Raw genomic sequence first — 24,292 nt, forward strand, 5'->3', positions numbered from 1 at the left:
CGCGCCCGACGCGCCGGGAGAGGTCGCGCGCTCGCTCCCAGCCACCTTCCACGCCTACCAGTCTTACCCGATCGTCACGCCGACCCCCACTCCCGCTCACGTACCGATCGCGGTCATCCGTCTCTTTGACGGCGTTCCCGTAGATCTTCCGGTGGCCGTGCTTGCCGGAGCCCTCACCGGCCCGGCCGGGACCGGGCCCGGATGCCCGGGTCCCGGCCGGCGGGGCGCTGCGGGCGGTCCGCGTACGGGAACGGGCCGGTAGATCTCGGCCGGGGACGGCCTCCGGCGCGAGGTTTCTCGGCGGGAGTAGGAGGGAAAGCGGGCTTCTCGGCACCGGCAGGGTCGGCCATGGGGGAGAATGAAGTGTGAGCGAACAGCACCTTTCGGCGGAGGCAGGCCGATGAGCCGTGCCAGGACCCGCTCCGCCGCGCCCGACCAGGCCTGCGTCGCCGCCGTCGACCTGGCGCGCGCCGCGGCCGAGGAGCTGGCGCGTCCCGGGGTGCCCGGCGAGCACCTGGGCTACGAGAGCGAGGGCGACCGGGTCGTCACCCACTACTTCGCCTGCCAGGACCGCGCCTATCGCGGCTGGCGGTGGGCCGTCACCGTCACCCGGGCGTCGCGGGCGAAGAAGGTGACGGTCAGCGAGGCCGTCCTGCTGCCGGGCTCCGGCGCGCTGCTCGCCCCCGAGTGGCTGCCGTGGAGCGAGCGCCTGCGCCCCGGCGACCTGGGCGTCGGCGACCTGCTGCCGAGCCCGGAGGACGACGACCGGCTGGTGCCGGGGTTCACCGAGAGCGACGACGAGGTCGAGCAGCAGACGATTTTCGAGTACGGCCTGGGCCGGGCCCGTGTGCTCTCGGCCATCGGCAGGGACCGGACCGCCAGGCGCTGGCATTCCGGCGAGCACGGGCCGCACACACCGATCGCACACGCCGCTCCCGCGCAGTGCTCCACCTGCGGCTTCTACTGGCTGCTCGCGGGTGGGCTCCGGCAGCTGTTCGGGGTCTGCACTAACGAGTACGCGCCCGACGACGGCAAGGTGGTCGCCGCCGACCACGGCTGCGGCGCCCACTCGGAGGCCGCGGTGCTGCCGCCGCCGGTCGAGATGGCCGGGCCCATCCTCGACGACCTGGGCTTCGACCTGATGGAGGAGGAGGCCGGGTCGGTCGGCGCGGACGACTCCGAGGAGCTCGGCCACTCCTGACGCCGGCGGCCCGTCACCGCGGATCCGCGCCCCCGTCCCGCCCGAACGGCGGGGCCGGGCGCGGGTTTCCCACTAATCTACGGTGGCCCCGTACCGTTCGAACCCAGGATCGTGACCGATGACCGACACCTTTGGCACCGACCGGATGCGAGCCGCCGTGCTCGCGGCGTGGACGGCGTCGCCCGCCCGGTTCCGCGAGGACGCCAACGCCGAGGAGGACTTCGCGCTCGGCGGCTACCGCGACCGGCTGATCGTGGAGCTGGCGCAGAACGCCGCCGACGCGGCGCTGCGCGCCGGCGTGCCGGGGGTGCTCAGGCTGACGTTGCGCGGCGCCCTGCTGACGGCCGCCAACACCGGCGCGCCGCTCGACGCGACCGGCGTGGAGAGCCTGGCCACGCTGCGCGTGTCCGGCAAGCGTGACGAGGCGGGCGCGGCGGGCCGGTTCGGCGTCGGGTTCGCGGCCGTCGTGTCGGTCTGCGACGAACCGGCCGTAGGCTCGCGCGGCTCCGCCTCGGTGCGCTGGTCGCGGGCGGAGACGGCGGAGCTGGTCGGCGCGGTGCCGGAGCTCGCGGGCCGGCTGGCCGAGCGGTCCGGGCACGTGCCGCTGCTGCGCCTGCCGTTCGAGGCCGGCCCGCTCGACGTGCCCGACGGGTTCGACACCCTGGTACGGCTGCCGCTGAAGGACGAGGCGTCGGCCCTGGCGGTCCGGCGCATGCTGGAGGAGACGAGCCCGGCGCTGCCGCTGGGCATGCCCGCCCTGTCCACGATCGAGATCGACCTCGACGGCGTGGTCCGCACGGTCACCGCCGACGGCTGGCACGTCGTCACCGAGTCGGGCGCGTTCGCCCCCGAGCAGGTGGCGGAGCTGTTCGCCGACCGGCCCACCGAGGAGCGGGCGCGGCCCTTCTGGTCGGTCCGCTGGGCGGTGCCGCTGACCGGCACCGGTGAGCCGGGGCCGCTGCCCGCCGCGGTGCCGCCGGTCGTGCACGCGCCGACGCCCAGCGACGAGCCGATCGACCTGCCCGCGCTGCTCATCGCCTCGTTCCCGATGGCCACCGACCGCCGCCACGTGGCCAAGGGGCCGCTGACCGACTTCCTGGTCGAGAAGGCCGCCGACGCCTACGTCCGGCTGGTCGAGGAGCTGCCGCGCACGCCCAAGCTGCTCGACCTGGTGCCCTCGTACATGGGCAAGGGGGAGCTGGACGCGCGCGTCCGCCGCGCCGTGCTCCAGCGCCTGCCCGGCACGCCGCTGCTGCCCGCGCTGTCGGCGCCGGCGCCGGCCGTGCGGACGCCCTCGTTCGCCGACGCCGAGGTGTACGAGCCCGACGCCGAGTGGCGGGTCGAGCACCCGCCGCAGGAGCCGGGCGCTGACGGCTGGGTCGTCGCGGGCCGCGAGGCCGCCGTGGTGGCCGGGTCGGCCGCGCTGCTCGACGCCGTCGCGGCGTTCGTCCCCGGGCTGCTGCCCGCGGGCTGGCCCGCCCGCCATCCCGCGATGACGTCGCTGGGCGTGCGCAGGGTCGAGCTGTCCGAGGTCGTCGACCTGCTGTCGGGCGAGGCGGTGGAGGGGCTCGACGCGGGGTGGTGGCACGCGCTGTACGAGGTGCTGCCGGCCGACGATCCCGAGTCGCTCGGCGCGCTGCCGGTGCCGCTGGCCGACGGCCGGCTGGTGCGCGGCCCGCGCGGCACGCTGATCCTGACCGAGGGCGGCGCCGGGCTCGACCTGACGCCTCTCGGGCTGCGCATCGTGCATCCGGAGGCCGCCCATCCCGCGCTGCTGCGGCTGGGCGCCGCCGAGGCCACCCCGCGCACCATCCTGGACGACCCGATCACCAAGGCCGCCGTCGCCCAGTCGCTCGACAGCCCCGACCCCGGGCCGGTGGCGCACGCCGTGCTGTCCCTGGTCCGGGCGGCGGGGCTGGCGCCGGGGGAGGCGCCGTGGCTGGCCGAGCTGGCGCTGCCGGGCGCCGACGGCGAGCTCTACCCGGCGGGCGAGCTGATGCTGGCAGACGGGGCGCTGGCCGGGCTGCTGGAGCCCGACACCCATCTCGGCGTGGCCGCCCGCGACCTGGAGGAGACGTACGGGCCGCGGGTGCTGGAGGCGGCGGGCGTGCTCGACGGGTTCGCCGTGGTGCACGACTCCGACGTGCTGCTCGACCGTGACGAGTGCGACCACGACCTCGACGGCGAGGAGGAGTGGCTCGACCACGTGCTCGACCTGCTGCCGGAGCTGGACGTGCCGCCGGTGGCGCCGGACTTCGTCGCGGTGCGCGACCTGGAGCTGGTCGCCGACTGGCCGGCGGCGCTGCGGCTGCTGACTCGTCCGCCGCTGCGGGCCGCCCTCCATCCGCTGCGGATCGAGGGTGTCGAGGTGCCCTCCTACACCGCCTGGTGGCTGGCCGGCCATCCGGTGCTCGACGGGCGCAGGCCGCGCGAGCTGCGGCTGCCCGGCGCCGACCCGCTGCTGCAGGGCCTGTACGCGGACGCGTCCGGCGGGCTGGACGAGGGGGCGCTGGCCATGCTCGGCGTGCGCAGCACGCTCGCCGAGCTGCTCGACTCCCACGGCGGTCCCGAGGAGCTGCTCGACCTCATGGCCGATGAGTCGATCGAGGTCGACCGGGCCCAGCTGCGCTCGCTCTGGATGGCGCTGGCGGCGGTCGAGCCGGACCGGGTGGCCCCGCCCGGCCGGGTGCGGGCCGTGCTCGGCGGCGACATCGTGGTGGCCGACGCCGAGGACGTCGTCGTGGTGGAGGCGCCCGACCTGCTGCAGCTGGTCACCGACAGGCCGCTGGTGCTGGCCCCGTACGACCTGGCCGAGTCCCTGTCGGAGCTGCTCGACCTGCCGCTGGCCGGGGAGGTGGCCTCCGGCGAGGTGACGTCGTCCGGCGAGACCCGCCAGGTGCCGCCCCAGGTGCGCTCCCTGCTCCCGACGGCCCCGGAGACCTACGTCGAGCACGAGAAGCTGCTGGTGGACGGCGTGGGATGCGCGTGGCGCTTCTACGAGGGAGCCGTCCACTGCGCCGGCCTCGACGGCCTGGCCCGCGGGCTGGCCTGGGCCACCGGCCAGTGGAACGACCGGCTGGCGGTCGCCGCCATGTTGCGCGACCCGTCCGCGGTGCCCCTCCTGCTGGCGGAGGCCGACCTGTCGTGAGTCCCCGTCCCGCTCTCCCCGGGTCACGGAGGGCGGGACACCACGGTCAGTCGCCGCGGCGCTGGACGATCCACAGGCCGAGGAAGCCGAAGCCCACGCCGGTGAGGCAGGTCCAGATCCACCAGGAGTGCTCGGGGGCGGGGCGGAAGATCAGCAAGGCCACCAGTGCGATCGCCCACAGGGCGGTGCCCACGGCGACCGTGGCGGTGTCGTTGGTCTTGATCGGTTCGGGGTCCGGGCGCCACTGCTGCGTCACACCATTCAGCCTAGCTTCAATCGCATCTCGAAACGGTTACCAGCACTTTTGGCATAACGTCCGCACTGTCACAGTTTCGCCGTGAGTGACTCCCGTACCGCTATAGACCGTTTCTTCTCCATCTCCGAACGCGGCTCCACCGTCTCCCGCGAGGTGCGTGGTGGCCTGGCCACGTTCTTCACCATGGCGTACATCGTGGTGCTGAACCCGATCATCATCGCCAACGGCAAGGACATCCAGGGCGAGGTGATCGGCGACGGCACCACGCCCAACGTGGCGCTGGTGGCCGCGGGCACCGCCTTCGTCGCCGGTGTCCTGACCATCTTGATGGGGGTGGTGGCCCGGGTGCCGTTCGCGCTGGCCGCCGGCCTCGGCCTGAACGCCTTCGTGACCTTCACCATCGCGCCGCTGATGACCTGGGAAGAGGCCATGGGCCTGATCTTCCTGGAAGGCATCGTGATCGGCATCCTGGTGCTGACCGGCCTTCGGGTCGCGGTGTTCCGGGCCATCCCCTCCCAGCTCAAGACGGCGATCAGCGTGGGCATCGGCCTGTTCATCGCGCTGATCGGCTTCGTGGACGCGGGCTTCGTGCGCCGGGTCGCCGCGGGGCCGCCGCTGGAGATGGGCATCGCGGGCAACCTCTCCTCCTGGCCGATCTTCGTCTTCGTCGTGGGCGTGCTCGCGACCGCGGCCATGGTCGCGCGCAAGGTCAAGGGCGCCATCCTCATCGGCATCATCGGCACCACCCTCCTGGCGATCCTCGTCGAGGCGGTCACCGGCTCGGGCGCCTCCTCCCAGGACAACCCGGGCGGCTGGCAGCTCAACGTGCCCGCCTGGCCCAGCGAGGTCTTCGGGTTCAACAACCCGCTCGTGCTGTTCGCCGAGTTCGACCCGTTCGGCGCCTTCAGCTCCGCCGGCCTGCTGCTCGCGGTGCTGTTCGTGTTCACGCTGCTCATCACCGACTTCTTCGACACCATGGGCACGATCGTGGGCGTCGGCCGCCAGGCGGACCTGGTGGCGGAGGACGGCACGCTGCCGCGTACCCGTGAGATCCTGCTCGTCGACTCGCTCGGCGCCGTCGCCGGCGGCGCCGGCTCGGTCTCGTCCAACACCACCTACGTCGAGTCGGCCGCCGGCGTCGGCGAGGGCGCGCGGACCGGCCTGGCGAGCGTGGTGACCGGCCTGCTGTTCCTGGTGGCGATCTTCTTCGCGCCGCTCGTCCAGATCGTGCCGTACGAGGCGGCGGCGCCCGCCCTGGTGGTGGTCGGCTTCCTGATGATGACCGCGATCCGCGACATCGACTGGACCGACTACGAGATCGCCATCCCGGCGTTCCTCACCATCGTGCTCATGCCGTTCACGTACTCGATCTCCAACGGCATCGGCGCCGGCTTCGTCACGTACGTGCTCATCAAGGTCGTCCGCGGCAAGGCGCGGGAGGTCCACCCGCTGATGTGGGCGGTCGCCGCGCTGTTCGTGCTGTACTTCGCGCTCGGCCCGATCAAGGTCATGCTGGGGCTCTGACAACCGGTACGGGCCGCCGTCCGCGAGAACGGCGGCCCGCTGGGTATCGACCAGTGAGACGCACCCGGCCCGGAAATATCCCGCCGTCGGGTATAGTTAGCAAAGGTAATGACTCATGCTAACAAGACTTCAGCTCAAGATGGATCTGCGCAGCGACGCCGGTCTCGCTTCGGCGTTGCGCGTTTCGCTGGCCCGGCTCAACAGGCGGCTGCGCCGGCAGGCGGCGGCACACCCGCTGACCCCCACCCAGTTCGCGACCCTGGCCGCCGTCGAGCGGCACGACGCAATATCACCGAGCGAGCTGGCCGAGCTCGAAAAGGTGCAACCGCCCTCGATGACCCGCGTGATCGCCGCGCTCGAGGAGCGCGGCCTGCTCTCGCGCAGCCCGCACCCGAGCGACCGGCGCCAGGTGACCGTGACCGTGACCGAGACCGCCAGGGAGCTGCTGAAGGAGGAGCGGGCACGCAAGGAAGCCTGGCTGACCCGGCAGCTGAAGGAGCTGTCGCCCGAGGAACGGGCGATTCTCCGTCAGGCGGCGCCGATTCTGGAGAAGCTCAGCAGGATCTAGAGCCAGAAGAACCCAGGACCGGGATGTTCCGGTCGCTCAAGATCCGCAACTACCGCATGTTCGCCATCGGCGGCGCGGTCTCCAACGTCGGCACCTGGCTGCAACGCACCGCCCAGGACTGGCTGATCCTCGACCTGACCCACGGCAGCGCGGCCGCCCTCGGCACCGCGACCGCCCTGCAGTTTCTGCCCATGCTGCTGTTCGGCATGTTCGGCGGCGTGCTCGCCGACCGCTACCCCAAGCGGCCCCTGCTGATCACCGCGCAGACCATGATGGCCGTGCTCGCCGTCGCGATCGGCTTGCTCACCGTGACCGGCGCCGCCCAGGAATGGCACGTCTACGTCATGGCCTTCACCCTCGGCATGATCTCCTGCGTCGAGGTGCCGACCCGGCAGGCGTTCGTGGTCGAGATGGTCGGCAGGGACGACCTGCCCAACGCCATCGCGCTCAACAGCTCCAGCTTCAACCTGGCCCGCGTCGTCGGCCCGGCCGTCGCCGGCATGCTCATCTACCTGCTCGGCGGCACCGGCCCGCTCTTCCTGATCAACGCGCTCACCTTCGCCGCGGTGATCTCCAGCCTGGTGTTCATGCGCACCTCCGAGCTGCACCCGTCGGACCCCGTGCCCCGGGCCAAGGGTCAGCTCCGCGAAGGGCTGGCGTACGTGATGCGGCACGAGAAGCTGCTGATGCCGATCCTGCTGATCGCCTTCGTGTCGATGTTCTCGCAGGCGTTCTCGATGTCGATCGCGCTGATGGCCCGCGAGGAGTTCCAGGCGGGGGCGAGCTCGTTCGGGCTGGCCTCCAGCATGTTCGCCGTCGGCGCGCTCGCCGGGGCGCTGCTGGCCGCCCGCCGGTCCACGATCTCGCGCAGGGTGCTGTTCACCGGCGCGATCGCGTTCGGCGTGTTCCAGGTCGCGGCCGGGCTCGCCCCGTCCTACCTGGCCTACCTGGCGCTGCTGGTGCCCGCGGGCATCGCGCTGATCACGGTCAACACCGCGGCGAACGCCGCCGTCCAGCTCGCCACCTCGCCCGAGATGCGCGGCCGGGTCATGGGCATCTACATGCTGGTCTTCGTCGGCGGCTCGCCCATCGGGGCGACCCTCGTCGGCTGGCTGTCCGAGATCGGCGGGCCCAGGGCCGGCGCCGTCTTCGCCGGGCTGTTCGTGCTGGCGGGCACCGCGATGGCCGTCCTGGTCACCAGGATCATCACCGGGCGGGTCGCGCGGCGCCGGGCCGTGCCGGCCACCGCCTGAGGCGCGACACACTGGAGTCATGAGGCTCTTCACGGCCCTGGTGCCGCCCGACGACGTGCTCGACGAACTCGAGCGCGCGATCGCCCCGCACGTCGGGCAGGCGCCGGGGCTGCGCTGGCCGGAACGCGCCACCTGGCACGTGACGCTCGCCTTCTTCGGCGAGGTGCCCGAACGGGCGCTGCCCGACCTGCGCGCCCGCCTGTCCCGCGCCGCCACCCGCCACCCCGTGCCGACCCTGGCCTTCACCGGCTTCGGCGCGTTCTCGTCCGTACGGCGCGCCCGGGTGTTCTGGGCCGGCCTGTCGGGCGACTCGATCGTCCGGCTGGCCGACTCCGTCAGGGCGGCCGGCCGCCGGGCCGGCGCCGGACACACCGACGAGAAACGCTTCCACGCCCACCTGACGCTCGCCAGGGCCAGGACCGAGACCGACCTCCGCCCGCTCGTCGAGTCGCTGGCCGGGTTCACCGGCTCGGCCTGGCGGGCGGAGACGATCCGGCTGGTCGAGAGCCGGACCGGGCCGCGGGTGAGGTACGCCACGCTGGACGAGTGGGCGCTCGCACCCGCCGAGCCCGGCTAGGCTCCAGGCGTGGACCGTCCTCGTTCCTGGCTGCTGCCCCTGGTGCTCGGCCTCCTCATGCTCATCGTCATCATCGGCGCGCTGGTGACCTGACGCGCCGCTACCAGGCGTAGTCCTCCGGCGCGGTGCGGTGGCCCGGGAAGATCTCGTCCAGCTTGGCCAGCGCCTCGCCGTCCAGCTCGATCTCCAGGGTGCGCATGGTGCCGTCGAGCTGCTCCAGCGTGCGCGGGCCGATGATCGGCGCGGTCACCGCCGGCTGCTTCAGCAGCCAGGCCAGCCCCACGTGCGCCGGGTCCTCGCCCAGGTCGTCGCAGAACTTCTCGTACCGCTCGATCTTGTCGCGGTGCTTGTCCAGCTCCTTGAGCATGCGGTCGGCGGCCGAGCGGCCCTTGTCCATCTTGCGCAGCACGCCGCCGAGCAGGCCGCCGGCCAGCGGACTCCACGGGATCACGCCGAGGCCGTAGTCCTGGCAGGCGGGCAGCACCTCCAGCTCCACCGCCCTGGTCAGCAGGTTGTAGTGGCTCTGCTCGCTCACCAGGCCGAAGAAGCCGCGCCGGGCCGCCGACTCCTGCGCCTTGGCGATGTGCCAGCCGGCGAAGTTCGACGATCCGACGTACAGGATCTTGCCCTGCTGGCGCAGCACCTCCATGGCCTCCCAGAACTCGTCGAACGGCGTGTGCCGGTCGACGTGGTGAGCCTGGTAGATGTCGAGGTAGTCGGTTTGCATGCGCTTGAGCGAGGCGTCGCAGGCGCGGCGGATGTTGAGCGCCGACAGCCTTCTCTCGTTGGGCCAGTCGCCCATGTCGCCGTAGAGCTTGGTCGCGATCACCGTCCTCTCGCGGCGGCCGCCTCCCTGCGCGAACCACCGGCCGAGGATGTTCTCGGTGACGCCCTCGCCCTTCTTCCAGCCGTAGACGTTGGCCGTGTCGAAGAAGTTGAGGCCCAGTTCGTGGGCCCGGTCCATGATGGCGAACGAGTCTTCTTCGGAGGTGTGCGGTCCGAAGTTCATGGTGCCGAGACAGAGAGGGCTGACTTCGAGTCCGCTGCGTCCGAGATGCACGTAGTCCATGCTTTCCACCCTAGGTACCTGGAGTGTGCTCCAGGCCATAGGGTCGGCGCCGTGTTCTCGGGGCTAGTGCGCGCATGCTGCCCACCACGATGGCCGACGCCGCGCTTCAACGACGTGTACGACTCTGCCTTAGGTCAACCCTTTGAGTGAACCGTTGCAGCAACGGCAACCTCAAAGGGGCCCTCAAAGGTGCGCTCGCCAGCATCAGGGTCACGACTATAGGGCCTGGTCATAGGCGTGAAAGCCTCTATTGCCAGTAGCGGCGCTGACACCTTCAACGGTCACAAAACCTCATGGCATCGAGTATTGGAGTCCTGGCATTGAGGAGTCTTTGGGGGTACCGTTGCAGCAACGGCAACCTCAAAGGAGCCTCAAAGGTGACGTCGTCTCTGCCGGTCCTGAGGAAGATCTTGGCAGGCACGGCCGCCGCCAAGTGTGAAACCGAGACCCTCGACTTCAAGCAGGCCAAGCCCACCCTCAAAGAGGCATTCCAGGACCTCGCCGAGGCGTGTGTGTGCTTCGCCAATGCCAGTGGTGGCACAGTCATCGTGGGGGTGGCGGACAACAAGTCGGGCGAAGACGCGTTCGTCGGTTGCGACCTGGACGCGTCGCTCCTTCGAAGCAAGATCCACCAGCTCACCATGCCGTCCCTGCTCGTGGATGTGCGAGAGATGGAGTTCGTCGGCAAGCGCCTCCTGGAGATCGGTGTTCCGGAAGGGCTTGAGGTGTACGCGACGGCCAAGGGCTATACCTACCAGCGCATCAACACGGACTGTCTTCCGATGCGCCCTCTCGATGTGACCCGGCTGTCGGAAGAGCGTCGGGGATTCGACTGGTCCGCCACCGCGAGCGGCCGGCCCCTGGACGACGTGGATCCCCTGGCTCTCAGGTACTGCAGGAGGCTTCTCGCCGGTTCGGCGGATCCGAGTCGTCAGCGATACGCACAATTCGGCGACCGGGATCTGCTGAACGCCCTGCACGCGATCGCGGACGACGGAACTCTGTCGCGTAGCGGCGAACTGATGCTCTGCCAGAACCCTTCGAGCTTGGGGATGTACGCGGCGGTATATCAACATAAGCGGACCCAGTCCGGTGAGGCCGATGCGGTGCTGCGCGTCGGTGCTCCGCTGGTGCTGGCCTTCGACGAGATTCTCCAGGCCATGAGGGCTCGGCAAGGCATCACTCCCGTGACCCTTGCCGACGGCCGGCAACTACAGATCGAAGACTATCCGTCGGCTGCGATACGGGAAGCACTGGTCAACGCCTTCATCCACGGTGATTGGCGGATGAAGGGCGTGGTGCAGGTCGAGCATTCTCCGCAATACCTGCGCATCGAATCCCCGGGCCCTCTGGTCTCAGGTGTCACCACGAGTAACATCCTGACGAGAGGGTCGAGGGCTCGATTCCCGGCGTTGGCGTCCGGCTTCCGACTGCTCGGGCTGGCGGAGGAGGTCGGTCAGGGGGTCGATCGCATGTACCGGGAAATGATCAAGTCCGGACGGGACGTGCCTGTCATCACTGAAGGCCCCGAGCATGTGGCTGTGTTGTTTCGAGGAGAGCCGCCCAATACACGCATAGCCAAGTTCGTCGCCTCCCTTCCCCAGGAAGAGCAGGACGACACCGATGCGATGATCATCATCCGCATGCTGTGCGGGAAGCGCGCAGTGCGCTCTCTCGAGGTCGCACCTGTCATCCAACGATCACCGGACGAGGCGCAGGCGGCACTCCATCGACTGGCCGCGGAGCCCGTGGGCGTGTTGGAGCCCACCCGTGCGACCATGCGACATCGCTACCCCACCTATCGGCTCCGGGCGAACGTGATCGCTCGACTGGGAAGCGCCGTCGCCTATCACAGCCGCGCGACGGATGACATCGACAGGAAGATCATCGATCATGTGCGGGACTATGGCGAGGTCAACAACCGGACCATCCAGCGCCTGTTCGACGTGGACGTCTACCAGGCTCGGGACATCATCCGGGACCTCGTCGGGAGAGAGCTGCTGACCCGGACGTCCGAGCAGAAGCGTGGCACGGCTGTCCGCTACGGGCCCGGACCCGAGTTTCCCAGGGCCGGGTCAAGGCGTGGTCGTCGATCGGCGACCGACTGAGGCGGCGCGGGTGACGGCGTCGGCGAAGTGGGTGTAGCGGTCTCGTTCGTCCTCGACGGGCTGCAGCACGTACTCCCGGCCCACCGCGCTGATGGACTCGCGCAGCGCTTTCGAAGCCTTGCGGGCGCGGCGGCGGCCGCCCAGCCAGGCGGCCACCCTGGACAGCAGGGCGATGAGCACCCCGGCGAAGGCGCCGCCGAGCAGCAGCACGGTCGGCCAGGGGACCTCGCCGGCGGTCGGCAGGGGCGGTTCGGGCAACTGGAGGTAGTCCAGCGCGAACAGTCCGCCGAGCCAGAGCACCCCGGCCAGCAGGGTGCCGAACACGAGCCACTGCAGCATGTTCACCGCCCGCCACCAGCGAGGACGGCGGGTCGCGCCCAGCGAGGTCCGGCCGACGGCCTTGTCCACGGCGTCGGCCAGCTCAGCCGAGCGCGAGCGCGCCGCCTGCCGCACCGCCGCCGCCCACGCGCCCGGCAGCCCGGCCGCGGCGGACTCGCCGACGTCCCTGATCGCGGTGTCGACCTGCGCCCGTTGGATGGCGGACGGCTCGGGCACGGAGGTGTGGCCGATGAGCTCCCGGTCGGGAGACCTGCCGGGGGCGGCCACCCCGATCCGCAGCCGGCGCAGCGGGTCGGGCCGGAACCGCCGCACCCAGCGGGTGACGGGCCAGCCGGTGGCGACCACGGCCCGGTGCCGGTGCCCCTTGGCCACGGCCTCCACCACGACGGGCACCCCGGCGGCCCGCGACAGCGCGGTCACCAGCGGCCCTTCCAGCCCCGCCGTCTCGCCGGAGACCTCCGGCAGCGACACCTGCCCGGGGCCCGGCTCGTCGTGGTGGAGCAGCGCGGGTGCGCGGGCGGGTTCGGCCGTGAGGGCGAGCGTCTTCGCGGGCGGCCCGCCGGGGGAGGGGCCGCCGTTCGAGGTGGTGCGGGGAAGGGCCGCCGAGACGGCGGCCAACTGGGTGGCGGCGGCGGTGACGTCGGCGGCCAGGCGGGCCGACCAGGACGCGCGGTCGGTCACCCGGCCGGCCAGCAGGGCGCGCAGGTCCGCCAGGCCGGCGCCGGTCCTGGCCGACACGCCGAGGATCGGCACGCCGGTGAGGCCGTCGGCGTCGAGGAGGCGGCGCAGGTCCTTCAGGCAGCGGTTCACCGCGTCGGGCGGGAGGCGGTCGATCTGGTTCAGGACCACCACCATGACGTCGCGGTGTCCCGCCAGCGGGCGCAGGTAGCGTTCGTGGACGGCGGCGTCGGCGTACTTCTGCGGATCCAGCACCCACACCAGCAGGTCGACCAGCTCCACCAGCCGGTCCACCTCCAGCCGGTGGGACAGCCGGATCGAGTCGTGGTCGGGCAGGTCGAGCAGGACCAGGCCGTTCAGGTCGTCGCCGGTGGAGGCGGAGTGGCGGTACGGGACGTCGATCCAGTCGAGCAACGGCCCGGCGCCCTCGCCGTCCCACAGCGCCGCCTGGGCGGCCGACGTGGTGGGCCGGGTGACGCCGACGGACGCCAGGTCCTCCCCGGCCAGGGCGTTGAACAGCGACGACTTGCCGCTGCCGGTCGCCCCGGCGAGGGCGGCCACGGTGTGCTCGACGGACAGGCGGCGCCGGGTCCCGGCCCGCTCGGCCACCGTCCGCGCGCCCGCCACGGCCTCGTCGGGCAGCCGGCCCTCGGCCAGCTCGGCCGCCTCCAGCAGCGCGGTCAGCCTGGAGTCCAGCGAGGGGCGCTCCTTGCGGCGCAGCAGCTTCACCGCCCGTCCCCTCCCTCGGGCACCCGCCGGCCGGGCGGCGACTCACCCGCCCGGGAGTCCGGTGCGGGCCCGATGTTCGGGTCGGTCGGCGCTTGCGGGGAGATGCCCGGCGCGGGCCCGATGCCCGGGTCGGTCGGGGCTTGCGGGGACACGCCCGGGTCGGTCGGCGCCTCGGCGGACGTGCCCAGGGCGGGGAGGACGGCGGTGCGGTTCGGTGGGAGCTCGGTCTGGTGGTCGCGGATCGTGCGGGCCGCGTCCAGCAGGGCGGCGGCCGTGCCGCGCGGCGGCTCCAGCGGCTCCAGGACCGACAGGAAGCGGGCCGCCTCCTCGTCCATCAGCACCCGCACCCGCTCCCGCAGGTCCTCCCGGGCGCGGGCGGTGAGGGTGCGCACGGCCTGGTCGCCGAAGATGGCCTCCAGCAGCTTCTGTGACAGCACGGTGGTGCCGCCCGCGATCCCCACCTCGATCCCGGTCAGCCCGCCCGTCGAGGCGAACACGGCCAGCATGAGCAGCAGCCCCGCCCCGTTCACCCCGAACGACGCCATCCGCGCCGTGGTCCGCCTCTCCGCGCCTTCCTGCCGTACGAGGTCGAGCACGTACTCCTGCCAGCCGCGCACCGCGGCCTCGGCCCGCTTGCCCAGGTCGGGCGAGGCGCGGCCGAGCCGGGCCGACTCCATCGCGCCGAGCCGGTCGAGCAGCCCGCCGCCGCCGGGCGCGGCGGGCCAGCCGTCGAGCGCCCGTTCGGCGGCGGCGTCGGCGGAGCCTCTGATGAGCGCCTCGACCCCGCTCTCCAGCGCGTCCCTGAGCCGGGCCTCCGGCATCTGGCCGGTGAAGAAGCCGACGATCCGGTCACGCAGCCACCCGACGCGGCTCTCCAGCGAACGCATGAAGTCGCCGGTGCCGATGAAGTCCTGCCAGCGGGCCAGCACCTCGCCGCGCAGCAGCGACCCGTCGCGCATGCCCTCGTCGAAGTCGGCCATCCCGCCCGCGTAGGCGCCGGACACCACGTCGCGCAGCGCGCCGAATCCCGCCTCCTGCCGTTCGACCGCTCCGGCCAGGGCGGGCACGCGGGTGGCGAGGCTGTCGAGGGCGCCCGACAGCGTCTGCCGGACGACGCGGGAGCGTTCGGCGGCGTCGGCGGCGAGCCCGGAGAGCCAGGCGGTGATGGGAGCGACAGCCTCGGCGGGCAGGCGGGCCTTCTCGGAGGGCAGCGGCGCCTCGGGCACGGTGAACAGGCGGGTGCCCGCCAGCCCGTTCTCCTCCAGCAGGCGCTCCAGGTCGCGCGTGACCGGCCCGGCGGCCTCCTCCGGCACCCGGTCGAGCACGACGGCGAGGGCGGTGCTGCGCTCGCGGGCGGTGCGCAGGAAGCTCCACGGCACCTCGTCGGCGTACCGGGCGGCGGTGGTGACGAAGAGCCACAGGTCGGCGGCGGCCAGCAGCTGGGCGGCCAGCTCACGGTTGGCGGTCACCACGGAGTCGATGTCGGGCGCGTCGAGCAGCGCCAGCCCGGCGCCGAGCGCGCCGGAGGCGACGACCCGCAGCGCGCCAGGGCCGGAGCCGGTGGCGCGCGACAGGCCGGGCAGCACGTTCTGGCCCAGGTACCAGTCGCGGTCGGCCGGGTTGGCGACCAGCGTCGGCACCAGCGTGGTCGGCCGCAGCACGCCCGGCTCGGCGACGTCCTCCCCGACCAGCGAGTTGACCAGCGTGGACTTGCCCGCGCCGGTGGAGCCGCCGACGACGGCGAGCAGCGGGGCGTCGATGGCGCGCAGCCGGGGCAGCAGGTAGTCGTCGAGCTGCCCCGTCAGCTCCTTGAGGGCGCGCCGGTCGTCGGCCGCCTCGCCGATCGCCAGGGGGAACAGCTCCCGATCCAGCGAGGCGCGCAGTCGCTGGAGCGCGCTCAACAGGTCCATACCGTCAAGCTAGCCTGAGGGCGGCTCCCTTAACACGTATCCGACGCTGCGAAGCGTGTGGATGAGCCGGGGTTCCACGTCGTCGACCTTGCGCCGCAGGTACGACACGTACGACTCGACCACCCCGGCGTCGCCGCCGAAGTCGTAGTTCCACACGTGGTCGAGGATCTGGGCCTTCGACAGCACCCGCCCGGCGTTGGCCATGAAGTAGTGCAGCAGCTTGAACTCGGTCGGCGACAGCCGGACCGGCCGGCCCGCCCGCCACACCTCGCGCGCCTCCTCGTCCAGCTCCAGGTCGGCCACCTTGAGCCGGCTCGTGGGCGCGCCCTCGCCGCGGGTGCGGCGCAGCACGGCGCGGATGCGCGCCTGCACCTCCTCCAGGCTGAACGGCTTGGTCACGTAGTCGTCGCCCACCCGCAGCCCGGCGATCTTGTCTTCGGTGGCGTCGCGGGCGGTCAGGAACAGCACCGGCGCGTCGATGCGCTGGGCCACCTCGAACCCGTCGAGGTCCGGCAGCATGACGTCGAGCACCACCAGGTCGGGGCCGGCCCGCTTGGCGACCTCGACGGCCTCGTTGCCGTCGGCGGCGGTGACCACCTCGAACCCGGAGAAACGCAGGCTCGCCGAGAGCAGGTCCCTGATGCTGGGCTCGTCGTCCACCACCATGATCAGTGCCTCGGGTTTGCTCACCTTTCCAGGGTGGCCGAACGACCTGAGGAAATCCTGAAGGCTCAATCCAAGGCCAGTGGGAGTTCCACCCGGAACGTGGCGCCCTCGCCGGGCGCGCTCCTGGCCACGACCGTGCCGCCGTGCGCCTGCACCAGCGCCTGCACGATGGCCAGGCCGAGCCCGCTGCCCCGGTCCTCGCCCGAGCGGCGCCTGGACCTGGCCGAGTCGGCCCGATAGAAGCGTTCGAAGACCCGGTCCACCTGCTCGGGGCTGAGTCCCGGCCCCTTGTCGGCCACCTCCAGGAAGACCGTGCCGTCACCGGCGCCGACCCGCACGGTGATCGGCGTGCCCTCCTCGGTGTGGATGAGCGCGTTGGAGGTCAGGTTGCCGACGACCTGGCGCAGCCGTACCTCGTCGCCCGAGACGATGAGCGCGGCGCCGCCGACGACGTCCAGGTCGATCTGGCGGCCGGGGGCCAGGATGCGCGCCTCCTGCACCGCGTCGGCGGCCAGCGCGAGCATGTCGACCGGGCGCATCTTGAGCGGGCGGTGCTGGTCCATCTGGGCGAGCAGCAGCAGGTCGTCCACCAGCAGGCCCATCCGGGCGGCCGCGTTCTCCACGCGCTGCATCAGCTCGGCCGGGTCGGCGCCCGGGTTCTGGCGGCCGTACTCGGCGAAGCCGCGGATCGAGGTGAGCGGGGTGCGCAACTCGTGGGAGGCGTCGGTGACGAACTGCCGCATCCGGTCCTCGGAGCGCCTGGCGGCCTCCTCGGACGCGGAGCGGGCCGCGAACGCGCTCTCGATCTGTGCCAGCATGCCGTTGAGCGCGGCGGCCAGCCGCCCGACCTCGGTACGCGGGTCGCCGTCGGGCACCCGGCGGCCCAGCTCGCCCGCGGCGATGGTGCCGGCGGTGCGCTCGATCTCGGCCAGCGGCAGCATGCTGCGCCGCACGATGGCGACGCCCACCACCGCCAGGATGAGGACGATGCCGCCGCCGCCCAGCAGTTCGATGAGGATGAGCCGCCGGGTGATCTCGTTGACCTCGGTCAGGTCCGTGGCGACCACGAACGTGCCGTGCGGGGTGGTGGTCTCCTGGACCCGCCACTCGCCGTTCCCGCTCACGGCGGGCGCGGTGTAGACGCCGGGCCCCGGCGAGTCCTCCAGCCGCGGCCGGGGCTTCTGGTCGATGTCGCGGTCCCACTGGGTGGTGGTGAGCCCACCGGACGGGGTCCTCAGCAGCACGATCGTGTCGGACTCGAGGAGCAGCGGCTTCTCGGTGACCGACTCCCGGCCGCGCTCGCGCCGCTCGGCGTCGTTGACGAGCCGTTTGTGCACCCGTACGGAGACCAAACTGACCTGGCTGTCGACGCGGTCCAGCAGGTAGCCGTGCAGCACCGAGACGCTGACCACCCCGATGAACGACATGCCGACGCCGAGCAGCGCGAGCATCGCGGCTATGAGCTTGACCCGGAGCGGCAGCCGGTCCAGCCTGGCCATCATCCGCCCGGCGGCATGCGCAGGACGTAGCCGACGCCGCGCAGGGTGTGGATGAGCCGCGGGCTGCGGTTGTCGATCTTGCGGCGGAGCACCGACACGTACGACTCGACGATGCCGACCTCGCCCCGGAAGTCGTAGTCCCACACGTGGTCGAGGATCTGCGGCTTGGACAGCACCCGGCCGGCGTTCGTCATGAAGTAGCGCAGCAGCTTGAACTCGGTCGGCGACAGCGCGACGGCGTGGCCGCCGCGCCACACCTCGTGGCTCTCCTCGTCCAGCTCGATGTCCGCGAACGTCAGCCTGGGCGGGGGCGGCTGCGCGTCCCCGGAGGTACGGCGGAGCACCGCGTGGATCCTGGCCACGACCTCCTCCAGGCTGAAGGGCTTGGTCACGTAGTCGTCGCCGCCGATGGTCAGCCCGCGGATCTTGTCCTCGGTCTCGTCCTTGGCCGTCAGGAACACCACGGGTGTGGGCAGGCCGCCGCTGCGCATCCGCCGGACGATCTCGAAGCCGTCCAGGTCGGGCAGCATGACGTCGAGCACCACGAGGTCGGGGCGTTGCCGCTGGACCGCGGCGACCGCGTCGGCTCCGCTCTTGGCGGTGGACACCTCGAAGCCCGCGAACCTCAAGCTCGCGGCGAGCAGTTCGAGGATGTTCGGGTCGTCTTCGACGATCAGCAGGCGTGCGTCCATCACCTTCAAGGATGCACTCATCGGGAGGGTGCTGGAACAATTCCGGCAATGTGCTTGGCGATGGCGAGGCTGGAGGTGGCCGCGGGGGAGGGCGCGTTCCGTACCAGGACGACGTCGCCGTGCACGTCCACCGCGAAGTCGTCCACCAGCGAGCCGTCCCGTGCCACCGCCTGGGCCCGCACGCCGCCCGGCGCGCGCCGCAGGTCATCGGCGGTGAGTTCGGGGACGTACCGGCGGGCCGCCGCGACGAAGGCGCTCTTGACGAGCGAGCCGTAGACCTCCCTGACGCCGGTGCGCCAGTGGCGGCGGGCGAGGCGGAGCGTGCCCGGCCAGGCCATGATCTGATGAAAATTACGGAAATTTCGCCATGTGTACCCTTCGTAGGCACCGGCGAGCACCGCGTTCGGCCCCACCAGGACCTCCCCGCTCACGTGCCGGGTCAGGTGCACCCCCAGGAACGGGTAGCGCGGGTCGGGCACCGGATAGATCAGCCCGCGCACCAGGTCTCCCGCCGCCCCGGCCAGCGCGTAGTACTCGCCCCGGAACGGCACCACGCGCACGTTCCCCGGCCGCCCCGCCATCCTGGCGACCGCGTCCGTGCCCAGCCCGGCGCAGACCACCAGCCGGTCGAAGGCGAACCTGTGCCCTCCGGCCGCCACCTCCACGCCCCTGGACGTCTCCCTGACGCCCCCGACCGGATGCCGCAGCCGTACCGAGCCGCCCAGCTCCGCCACGTCGAGCGCGAGCCGGCGCGCCACCGCGGGGAAGTCGGTGATCGCGGTGCGCGGCGAGTGGACCGCCGCCACGCCCACCGCGTGCGGCTCCACCTCACGCAGCCCGAGCGCGTCCAGTTCGGCGATGCCGGGCACGCCGTTGGCCCTGGCCCGCTCCGCCAGCGCCGCCAGCCGCGGCCGCTCCGACCGGGTGGCGGCCACCACCAGCTTGCCGACCTCCTCGTACGGCAGCGCGTGCTCGGCGCAGTACTCCTTCAGCAGGCTCACGCCCTCACGGCAGAGCCTGGCCTTGAGCGAGCCGGGCGGATAGTAGAGGCCCGCGTGCACCACGCCGCTGTTGTGGCCGGTCTGGTGCGCGCCGACGCGGTCCTCCTTGTCCAGCACGGTCACCTCGGCGCCTCTGACGGCGGCCAGTTCGCGCGCGACCGCCAGGCCGACGATCCCGGCTCCCACGACTCCGATCTTCTCCGTCACGCCTCGAATGTATCGAAGCGGACGTGCCGGCCCCGCCCGAATCGAACGTGAGTACGATGAGGGCATGTACGTCCCGCCCGAATGGCCCGCGGAGGTGCGACCGCCCAGCGTGCCCGACTGGGAGCGGTCGGCCGTCGCCTGGCTCCTCGACGCGGTCCCGCCCGACTACCGCGCCTACGAGGTGCTGCGGCGGCACCCGGTCGCCCTGGCCCGGATGGCCCGCCACCACGTCGACTCCGCCGTCCACGCCGCCCGCGCCGGCTACCGGGGGGCCGCGGTCGAGCTCAAGGGCCACCTGCCGCCGCACGCCATCGAGGCGGTCCTGGACACCTACCGCCAGGAAGGCCCGCGCCTCGTGCGGCTGTCCCGCTCGATCGAGGCCGTCGAACGGGCGCTGCGCGGCGACCTGTTCACCGCCACCATGCGCCACCCGTGACCGGCGTTGGTCAAGAACGCTTGACGGTGAGACCGGACGTCCGGCTCCCGGCGTGGCACCATTGAGGCAGCGGGGCCGCCGGAAGGAGGCAGTCGTGAACGCCGCCCAGAGTCAGGAGTTCACCGCGCTGCTCCTCGCCGAATTGTCGGGGCGACATACACGGGCCACCACCCAGCGGTTACTCGATTTCCCCGACGAGGGCGTCATGGTGGCGGGAACGCAGGCGTTCCTGAGAGACATCCTCGACCACATCGCCGAGTTCGAGTTCGAGAACGGCGCCGGCAGCACGTTCGCCGCCAGTTGCCACCGGGCGGTGCTCCGCCTCACCTCCCGGCAGGACACCTCGGCCACTATGCTCACCGGCCTCGTCGCGTTGGTGTCGCTCAACGTGTCCTTGCTGGACCGCCGTTTCCAGTCGCCGGACGCCGACGAGCAGGCGCGTACGGACGAGCAGTGCGCGTCCTATTTCCGCACGACCCTCATCGGGCGGTCCATCGAGCTCGTGTACGCGCCGGAAGGCGCGGTGGAACGGCGGTTCTGGGCCGAGCTGGACTTTTCGAGTCTCCGCTATCACAAGGCCGGGACCACCTCGTTCATCCTCACGGGCGTCAGGAAGGAACCGGACAACGAGGCGGGCCACCGCACCCGGATCGTGGTCAAATGCGTGCTGTTCCCGTGGAACAAGGTGGCCGCGATCGCGCGCTCGACCGACGAGTACGCGATGGTGTACGGCGACGGGGAGATGTCCCGGCTGGTCGTGCAGCCGATCGCGTCGTCGGGCATGTGGGTGCTCATGCCCTTCCAGGAGGGCAGGACGCTCGGCGAGTACCTGACCGAGGCGCGTGCGGAGGGGCGGCTGACGACGATGGCCGACCGCATCGGGGAGGCCGAGCGGCTGGCCGCGCGCTTGACCGCGGCGCTCCACGACCTCGCCCGGTCCCGTCCCGTCGACGACGCCGACCCTCGGCGGCAGCATCTCGACCTCTCGCCCAACAACGTCATCGTCGACGAGCACGGCGGGCAGATCCGCTTCATCGACCTCGGCTTCAACCATCTCTACAGCAGGCAGGTCGGCGTCTCGGAGCACGACGACGCCGTCTACATCGCTCCCGAGATCAAGAACCACCGCACCACGTCGCCGACCGCCGACGTCTACTCGCTCGGCATCATCCTCACGGAGGTGCTGGCCGGAGCGCCGCCGCGGGACGGCCGTACGCCTGAGGAGATCTGGACGGCCAGCCCGATCCTGGCCCAGGCGCTGGAGGACCTCATCGAGGAGCGATCGGAGAACCGGCTGCTGCAGCTCCCGTCGTCCGCCGGCCCGTCCTTCGCCGAGCTCGGCCGGCACCTGCAGGTCCGCTTCGACCTGGTCAAGCAGGAGCCGGTCTCCGGCAAGAGGCGGGCGGAGTACCTGTGGGCGCTCGCCGCGCCGACCTCACGCGAGTTCGGCACGCAGTTCAAGCAGTGGTGGGTGTGGCGGCGGCGCGACGAAGGCGGCGGGACCCACGACCGCTACCTGCTCTTCTTCTCCGCTCTGTCCACCCTGGCCTGGTGGTTCATCGCGGCCAAGACCGCCCTGCTGAAGATCGACGACCTGGTCACGGGGGAGCTGACGCTTCCCTCGTCCCACATGGAGCTGTACGCCAACGTGATCGCCTTCTCCCAGGGGCTGGTGGCCGCCAAGTTCTACCAGACGATGCTGGCCCGGCTCACGGTGCGCGGCATCCCGGGCTTCCGAGCCCGCTGCACCGAGGTGATGATGCGGTCCATGGCGGTGGTGGCCGTGCCCACGACGATCCTCTCGACGTTCAGCGAGGCGACGTACTGGGTCTGGCCGTGGACCTGCGCGGCGGCGGCGCTGGCGGTCGCGCTCTGCAACTACCTCGTCTACTCGACCGCCCGGGATCTCCTCAAGAAGGGCGAGAGCGTCCTGTCCACGACGCCGGAGGCCGGGAAGAGGTTCGCGCGCGGCTACGAGCAGTGGTGGTGGACCATGCTCCTGTACGCGCTGGTCATCATGGTCATCGGGGCCGGCGTCCAGATGAGCGCCCTGCACGACATCGGAGCGTACGTGTTCATCCTGGTGGCCGTCACCCTCGGCGTCCACTACGGATCCAAGTGCGCGGCGGCGGGGCCGGCGATCCGCGGCAGCATCGCGCGCGGGTTCTCCGCCGGGCACCGGGTGGAGCTGGTGAACCGCCGGGAGGTCCAGCGCGCGAAGACCCGGACGGTGGTCGGGGTCGCGACGTAGCCGCGCGGCGACGCGGTCTCAGCGCGTGATGCGTGCCAGGAACACGATGCCCCCGATCGCCAGCGCCGCCGCCCCCAGCCAGATCAGCACGTTCAGCCCGGTCAGCCCGCCCGGCTCCGACTCGGCCGCCGCGCTCGTGCCCCGCGTGTCGGGCCGCTCGGACGGCGTCTGCGTGGGCGTCTCGGAGACCGGCAGCGGCACCCGGTAGACGGGGCTGCGCTCACCCTCCGAACCGGTCAGCAGCGCCGTGCCGTCCCGGGTGTAGGCGATGGACTCGGCCTGCTTCAGCTCCGGCATCGGCACCTTGGCGATCATCTCGCCGGACGGCTCGTACAGGGTCGCCGAGAAGTACGTGCGGATCACGTATGACGAGCCGTCGGGCGCGTACGCGGCGTCGGTCGCCATGATCGGCGCGCCGCCGACGCGGCGCAGCGTGTTGGTGCTGTCGGCACGGAGCTTCTTCGGAGCCTCGTACACCCCGCCCGCGAACTCCTTCGTCACCACGTACAGCCGCCCGGTCCGGGGATTGACCATGATCCCCTCGGCGTTCCTGGCCCCGTCGGCGTACCGGAACCGGTAGCGGACGGCGGGGAGCGTCGCGTCGGCCAGCGTGCGCGGCTCGGCCACCTTGTAGATGGAGATGTCCGGCCACGCCCCGTCGAGGTTGTCGCCGATGTCGGCGAACCACAGCGCCCCGCGCCCGGTCTTCCGGTCCTTGACCGCCGCCATGGCCTCCCAGTCGCGCGCCTCGGCGTCCCGCAGGCGGAAGGTCGCCTTCGTCCGGCCGTCGCCGCCGACCGCGTAGAACACCGGCTCCGCCGCGCTGTCGTTGTGGGTGTAGTACACGTCGTCATGCGTGGGCGAGACGGCCAGCCCGCTCGACTCGGTGATGGCCGGGTCGCGGAACCTGAACAGCAGTTCCTCCCCGTCGGCCGCGGCCGGTGACGGCGGCATCAGGGCCAGCGCGGCCAGCGCGATCCCGAGCACCCTGAACAGCAGTCCCCCCACGCCCGCCATCATGCCTCACCCCGCGTCCGGCATGTTCCGCAGCCGCGATCCGGGAGCCGGAAGACGCCGCGCGCTGGAAGGTGCCTCGCCTTTCCTGCCCGCCGCCGAGCCCGATCAGCTCGCCGGAGGTGGCGGACACCGGGTTGGCGACCGGGGCTCAGCTGTCCGGGGTGAGGTCGCGGAGGGCGGTGAGCAGGGGGCGGAGCAGGGGGTGGGATTCCGCGCCGCGGCGGACGGCGGCGAAGACGCGGCGTTCCGGGCCCGGTACGCGGCGGATCGCGAGGCCCGGCTGGGCCATGTCGCGCAGGGCCAGCCGGGGCACCAGCGCCACCCCGGCGCCGGCGGCGACCAGGGCGACCACCGCGCGGAAGTCGTCCGAGCAGTGCGCGAAACGCGGGCTGAAGCCCGCCCGCTCACAGGCGAAGGAGATCACCTCCCGCACCGGGTTCCCCGGGTACGGGCCGATCCAGGTCTCGCCGGCGAGCGCGGCCAGCCCGGCCGGGGGTTCGGCATCGAGGTTTTCCGCGTGTGGCGGGCCGTCGGGCTCGGACGATGGGGGCGGTCCCGGGGTGTGCGGGTCGGTGCGGCATGGGGTGTCCGTCGGCGGGTGGGAGGGGTCGGTGGCCAGGGGGTGGGTTTCGGGGAGGACGAGGTCGAAGGGCTCGGCGTAGAGCGGTGCGCGGGACAGGCGGCGGTCGGGGGCGCCCCGGTACTCGACCGCGATCGCCACGTCGGCCTCGCCGTCGAGGAGCATGGTGAGCGCCTGGTCGCCCTCGGCGTCGCGTACCCGTACCTGGAGGCCGGGCGCGGAGACGCGCAGGGCCGCGATCGCGGGAGCCAGGACGGCGCTGATCGCGGTGGCGAAGCAGGCCACGGTCACTTCGCCCGCCGCGCCGGTGGTGTAGTCGGCGACCTCGGCGCGGGCGCGTTCGAGCTGGGCCAGGACCTCGTTGGCGTGGCCCAGCATGATCTTGCCGACGGCGGTGAGGTGGACGCCCCGGCCGTCGCGTACCAGCAGCCGGTGGCCCACCTCGTGTTCGAGGGCGGCGAGCTGCTGCGACACGGCGGACGGGGTGAGGTGCAGGGCGGCGGACGCCGCGGTGACCGTGCCGTGGTCGGCCACCGCCTGGAGCGTGCGCAGCCGCCGCGTGTCAATCACGCAGCGAGGATAC

19 protein-coding genes are annotated in these 24,292 nt (G+C 72.1%); 9 read left to right on the forward strand and 10 right to left on the reverse strand.

The window, feature by feature from the left end; all coding sequences use genetic code 11:
* The first annotated feature begins 400 nt into the window (after positions 1-400).
* Positions 401-1,201, forward strand: coding sequence for a DUF3027 domain-containing protein (locus OUY22_RS12695; protein ID WP_270155086.1), 801 nt, complete (start codon positions 401-403; stop codon positions 1,199-1,201).
* Positions 1,202-1,319: 118 nt separating this feature from the next.
* A complete protein-coding gene (locus tag OUY22_RS12700; RefSeq protein WP_270155087.1) occupies positions 1,320-4,349 on the forward strand; it encodes a sacsin N-terminal ATP-binding-like domain-containing protein in 3,030 nt (1,009 codons plus the stop codon).
* Positions 4,350-4,395: 46 nt separating this feature from the next.
* Here the strand turns inward: OUY22_RS12700 and OUY22_RS12705 are convergent, their stop codons facing one another.
* Complete coding sequence (locus OUY22_RS12705; RefSeq protein WP_270155088.1) at positions 4,396-4,605, reverse strand: DUF2530 domain-containing protein; 210 nt, start codon at positions 4,603-4,605, stop codon at positions 4,396-4,398.
* A gap of 81 nt (positions 4,606-4,686) precedes the next feature.
* On the opposite strand from OUY22_RS12705, the gene OUY22_RS12710 reads away from it, so the two are divergent.
* From OUY22_RS12710 to thpR, 4 genes are all read left to right on the forward strand, one after another.
* A complete protein-coding gene (locus tag OUY22_RS12710; RefSeq protein ID WP_270155089.1) occupies positions 4,687-6,129 on the forward strand; it encodes an NCS2 family permease in 1,443 nt (480 codons plus the stop codon).
* A gap of 115 nt (positions 6,130-6,244) precedes the next feature.
* On the forward strand, positions 6,245-6,697 hold the full coding sequence (locus OUY22_RS12715; protein ID WP_270155090.1) for a MarR family winged helix-turn-helix transcriptional regulator: 453 nt from the start codon (positions 6,245-6,247) through the stop codon (positions 6,695-6,697).
* A gap of 23 nt (positions 6,698-6,720) precedes the next feature.
* On the forward strand, positions 6,721-7,950 hold the full coding sequence (locus OUY22_RS12720) for an MFS transporter (protein ID WP_270155091.1): 1,230 nt from the start codon (positions 6,721-6,723) through the stop codon (positions 7,948-7,950).
* A gap of 19 nt (positions 7,951-7,969) precedes the next feature.
* Positions 7,970-8,527, forward strand: a complete 558-nt coding sequence (gene thpR / locus OUY22_RS12725) for an RNA 2',3'-cyclic phosphodiesterase (protein ID WP_270155092.1) — start codon at positions 7,970-7,972, stop codon at positions 8,525-8,527.
* 100 nt (positions 8,528-8,627) lie between these two features.
* Here thpR and OUY22_RS12730 read toward each other — a convergent pair whose 3' ends face one another.
* Positions 8,628-9,596, reverse strand: a complete 969-nt coding sequence (locus OUY22_RS12730; protein ID WP_270155093.1) for an aldo/keto reductase — start codon at positions 9,594-9,596, stop codon at positions 8,628-8,630.
* A gap of 377 nt (positions 9,597-9,973) precedes the next feature.
* On the opposite strand from OUY22_RS12730, the gene OUY22_RS12735 reads away from it, so the two are divergent.
* Positions 9,974-11,704, forward strand: a complete 1,731-nt coding sequence (locus OUY22_RS12735) for an RNA-binding domain-containing protein (RefSeq protein WP_270155095.1) — start codon at positions 9,974-9,976, stop codon at positions 11,702-11,704.
* Here OUY22_RS12735 and OUY22_RS12740 read toward each other — a convergent pair.
* The 6 genes from OUY22_RS12740 to lhgO form a co-directional block, all read right to left on the reverse strand.
* A complete protein-coding gene (locus OUY22_RS12740) occupies positions 11,672-13,450 on the reverse strand; it encodes a GTPase (protein WP_270155096.1) in 1,779 nt (592 codons plus the stop codon). The two genes, OUY22_RS12735 and OUY22_RS12740, sit on opposite strands and share 33 nt — an antisense overlap.
* Positions 13,447-15,360 (reverse strand): ABC transporter, encoded by a 1,914-nt coding sequence (locus tag OUY22_RS12745; RefSeq protein ID WP_270155097.1) that lies wholly within the window; start codon positions 15,358-15,360, stop codon positions 13,447-13,449. Before OUY22_RS12745 ends, OUY22_RS12740 begins: the two co-directional genes overlap by 4 nt.
* Before the next feature lie 9 nt (positions 15,361-15,369).
* Positions 15,370-16,026: a response regulator transcription factor gene (locus tag OUY22_RS12750; RefSeq protein WP_270155127.1), complete on the reverse strand. Its 657-nt coding sequence runs from the start codon at positions 16,024-16,026 to the stop codon at positions 15,370-15,372.
* 65 nt (positions 16,027-16,091) lie between these two features.
* Entirely contained in the window at positions 16,092-17,528 is a 1,437-nt protein-coding gene (locus OUY22_RS12755) for a sensor histidine kinase (protein WP_270155098.1), read from the reverse strand.
* Positions 17,525-18,217 carry a response regulator transcription factor gene (locus OUY22_RS12760; RefSeq protein WP_270155099.1) on the reverse strand — a complete coding sequence of 231 codons (693 nt, stop codon included), beginning with the start codon at positions 18,215-18,217 and terminating at the stop codon, positions 17,525-17,527. The genes OUY22_RS12755 and OUY22_RS12760 overlap by 4 nt, the downstream gene beginning before the upstream one ends.
* A gap of 17 nt (positions 18,218-18,234) precedes the next feature.
* Positions 18,235-19,425: an L-2-hydroxyglutarate oxidase gene (gene lhgO, locus OUY22_RS12765; protein WP_270155100.1), complete on the reverse strand. Its 1,191-nt coding sequence runs from the start codon at positions 19,423-19,425 to the stop codon at positions 18,235-18,237.
* A gap of 64 nt (positions 19,426-19,489) precedes the next feature.
* On the opposite strand from lhgO, the gene OUY22_RS12770 reads away from it, so the two are divergent.
* Positions 19,490-19,861: a hypothetical protein gene (locus tag OUY22_RS12770; RefSeq protein ID WP_270155101.1), complete on the forward strand. Its 372-nt coding sequence runs from the start codon at positions 19,490-19,492 to the stop codon at positions 19,859-19,861.
* A 94-nt stretch (positions 19,862-19,955) separates the two neighbouring features.
* Positions 19,956-22,112: a protein kinase domain-containing protein gene (locus OUY22_RS12775; protein ID WP_270155102.1), complete on the forward strand. Its 2,157-nt coding sequence runs from the start codon at positions 19,956-19,958 to the stop codon at positions 22,110-22,112.
* Positions 22,113-22,130: 18 nt separating this feature from the next.
* On the opposite strand, the gene OUY22_RS12780 is transcribed toward OUY22_RS12775, so the two are convergent.
* Both OUY22_RS12780 and OUY22_RS12785 read right to left on the reverse strand, forming a co-directional pair.
* The gene (locus OUY22_RS12780) at positions 22,131-23,120 is read right to left on the reverse strand and encodes a hypothetical protein (RefSeq protein ID WP_270155103.1); all 990 of its coding nucleotides are present in this window, start codon (positions 23,118-23,120) and stop codon (positions 22,131-22,133) included.
* 157 nt (positions 23,121-23,277) lie between these two features.
* On the reverse strand, positions 23,278-24,279 hold the full coding sequence (locus tag OUY22_RS12785) for a LysR family transcriptional regulator (protein WP_270155105.1): 1,002 nt from the start codon (positions 24,277-24,279) through the stop codon (positions 23,278-23,280).
* Positions 24,280-24,292: the final 13 nt, after the last annotated feature.

It is taken from the genome of Nonomuraea corallina, assembly GCF_027620315.1.
Classification (GTDB): Bacteria; Actinomycetota; Actinomycetes; order Streptosporangiales; family Streptosporangiaceae; genus Nonomuraea; species Nonomuraea corallina.

Bases quoted from the DNA above. Each gene is read 5' to 3' on its own strand.
- OUY22_RS12695 (WP_270155086.1), top strand. From the start codon at position 401: ATGAGCCGTGCCAGGACCCGCTCCGCCGCGCCCGACCAGGCCTGCGTC.
- OUY22_RS12700 (WP_270155087.1), top strand. From the start codon at position 1,320: ATGACCGACACCTTTGGCACCGACCGGATGCGAGCCGCCGTGCTCGCG.
- OUY22_RS12715 (WP_270155090.1), top strand. From the start codon at position 6,245: ATGCTAACAAGACTTCAGCTCAAGATGGATCTGCGCAGCGACGCCGGT.
- OUY22_RS12720 (WP_270155091.1), top strand. From the start codon at position 6,721: ATGTTCCGGTCGCTCAAGATCCGCAACTACCGCATGTTCGCCATCGGC.
- thpR (WP_270155092.1), top strand. From the start codon at position 7,970: ATGAGGCTCTTCACGGCCCTGGTGCCGCCCGACGACGTGCTCGACGAA.
- OUY22_RS12730 (WP_270155093.1), bottom strand. From the start codon at position 9,596: ATGGACTACGTGCATCTCGGACGCAGCGGACTCGAAGTCAGCCCTCTC.
- OUY22_RS12745 (WP_270155097.1), bottom strand. From the start codon at position 15,360: ATGGACCTGTTGAGCGCGCTCCAGCGACTGCGCGCCTCGCTGGATCGG.
- OUY22_RS12750 (WP_270155127.1), bottom strand. From the start codon at position 16,026: ATGGTGGTGGACGACGAGCCCAGCATCAGGGACCTGCTCTCGGCGAGC.
- OUY22_RS12755 (WP_270155098.1), bottom strand. From the start codon at position 17,528: ATGATGGCCAGGCTGGACCGGCTGCCGCTCCGGGTCAAGCTCATAGCC.
- OUY22_RS12760 (WP_270155099.1), bottom strand. From the start codon at position 18,217: ATGGACGCACGCCTGCTGATCGTCGAAGACGACCCGAACATCCTCGAA.
- OUY22_RS12770 (WP_270155101.1), top strand. From the start codon at position 19,490: ATGTACGTCCCGCCCGAATGGCCCGCGGAGGTGCGACCGCCCAGCGTG.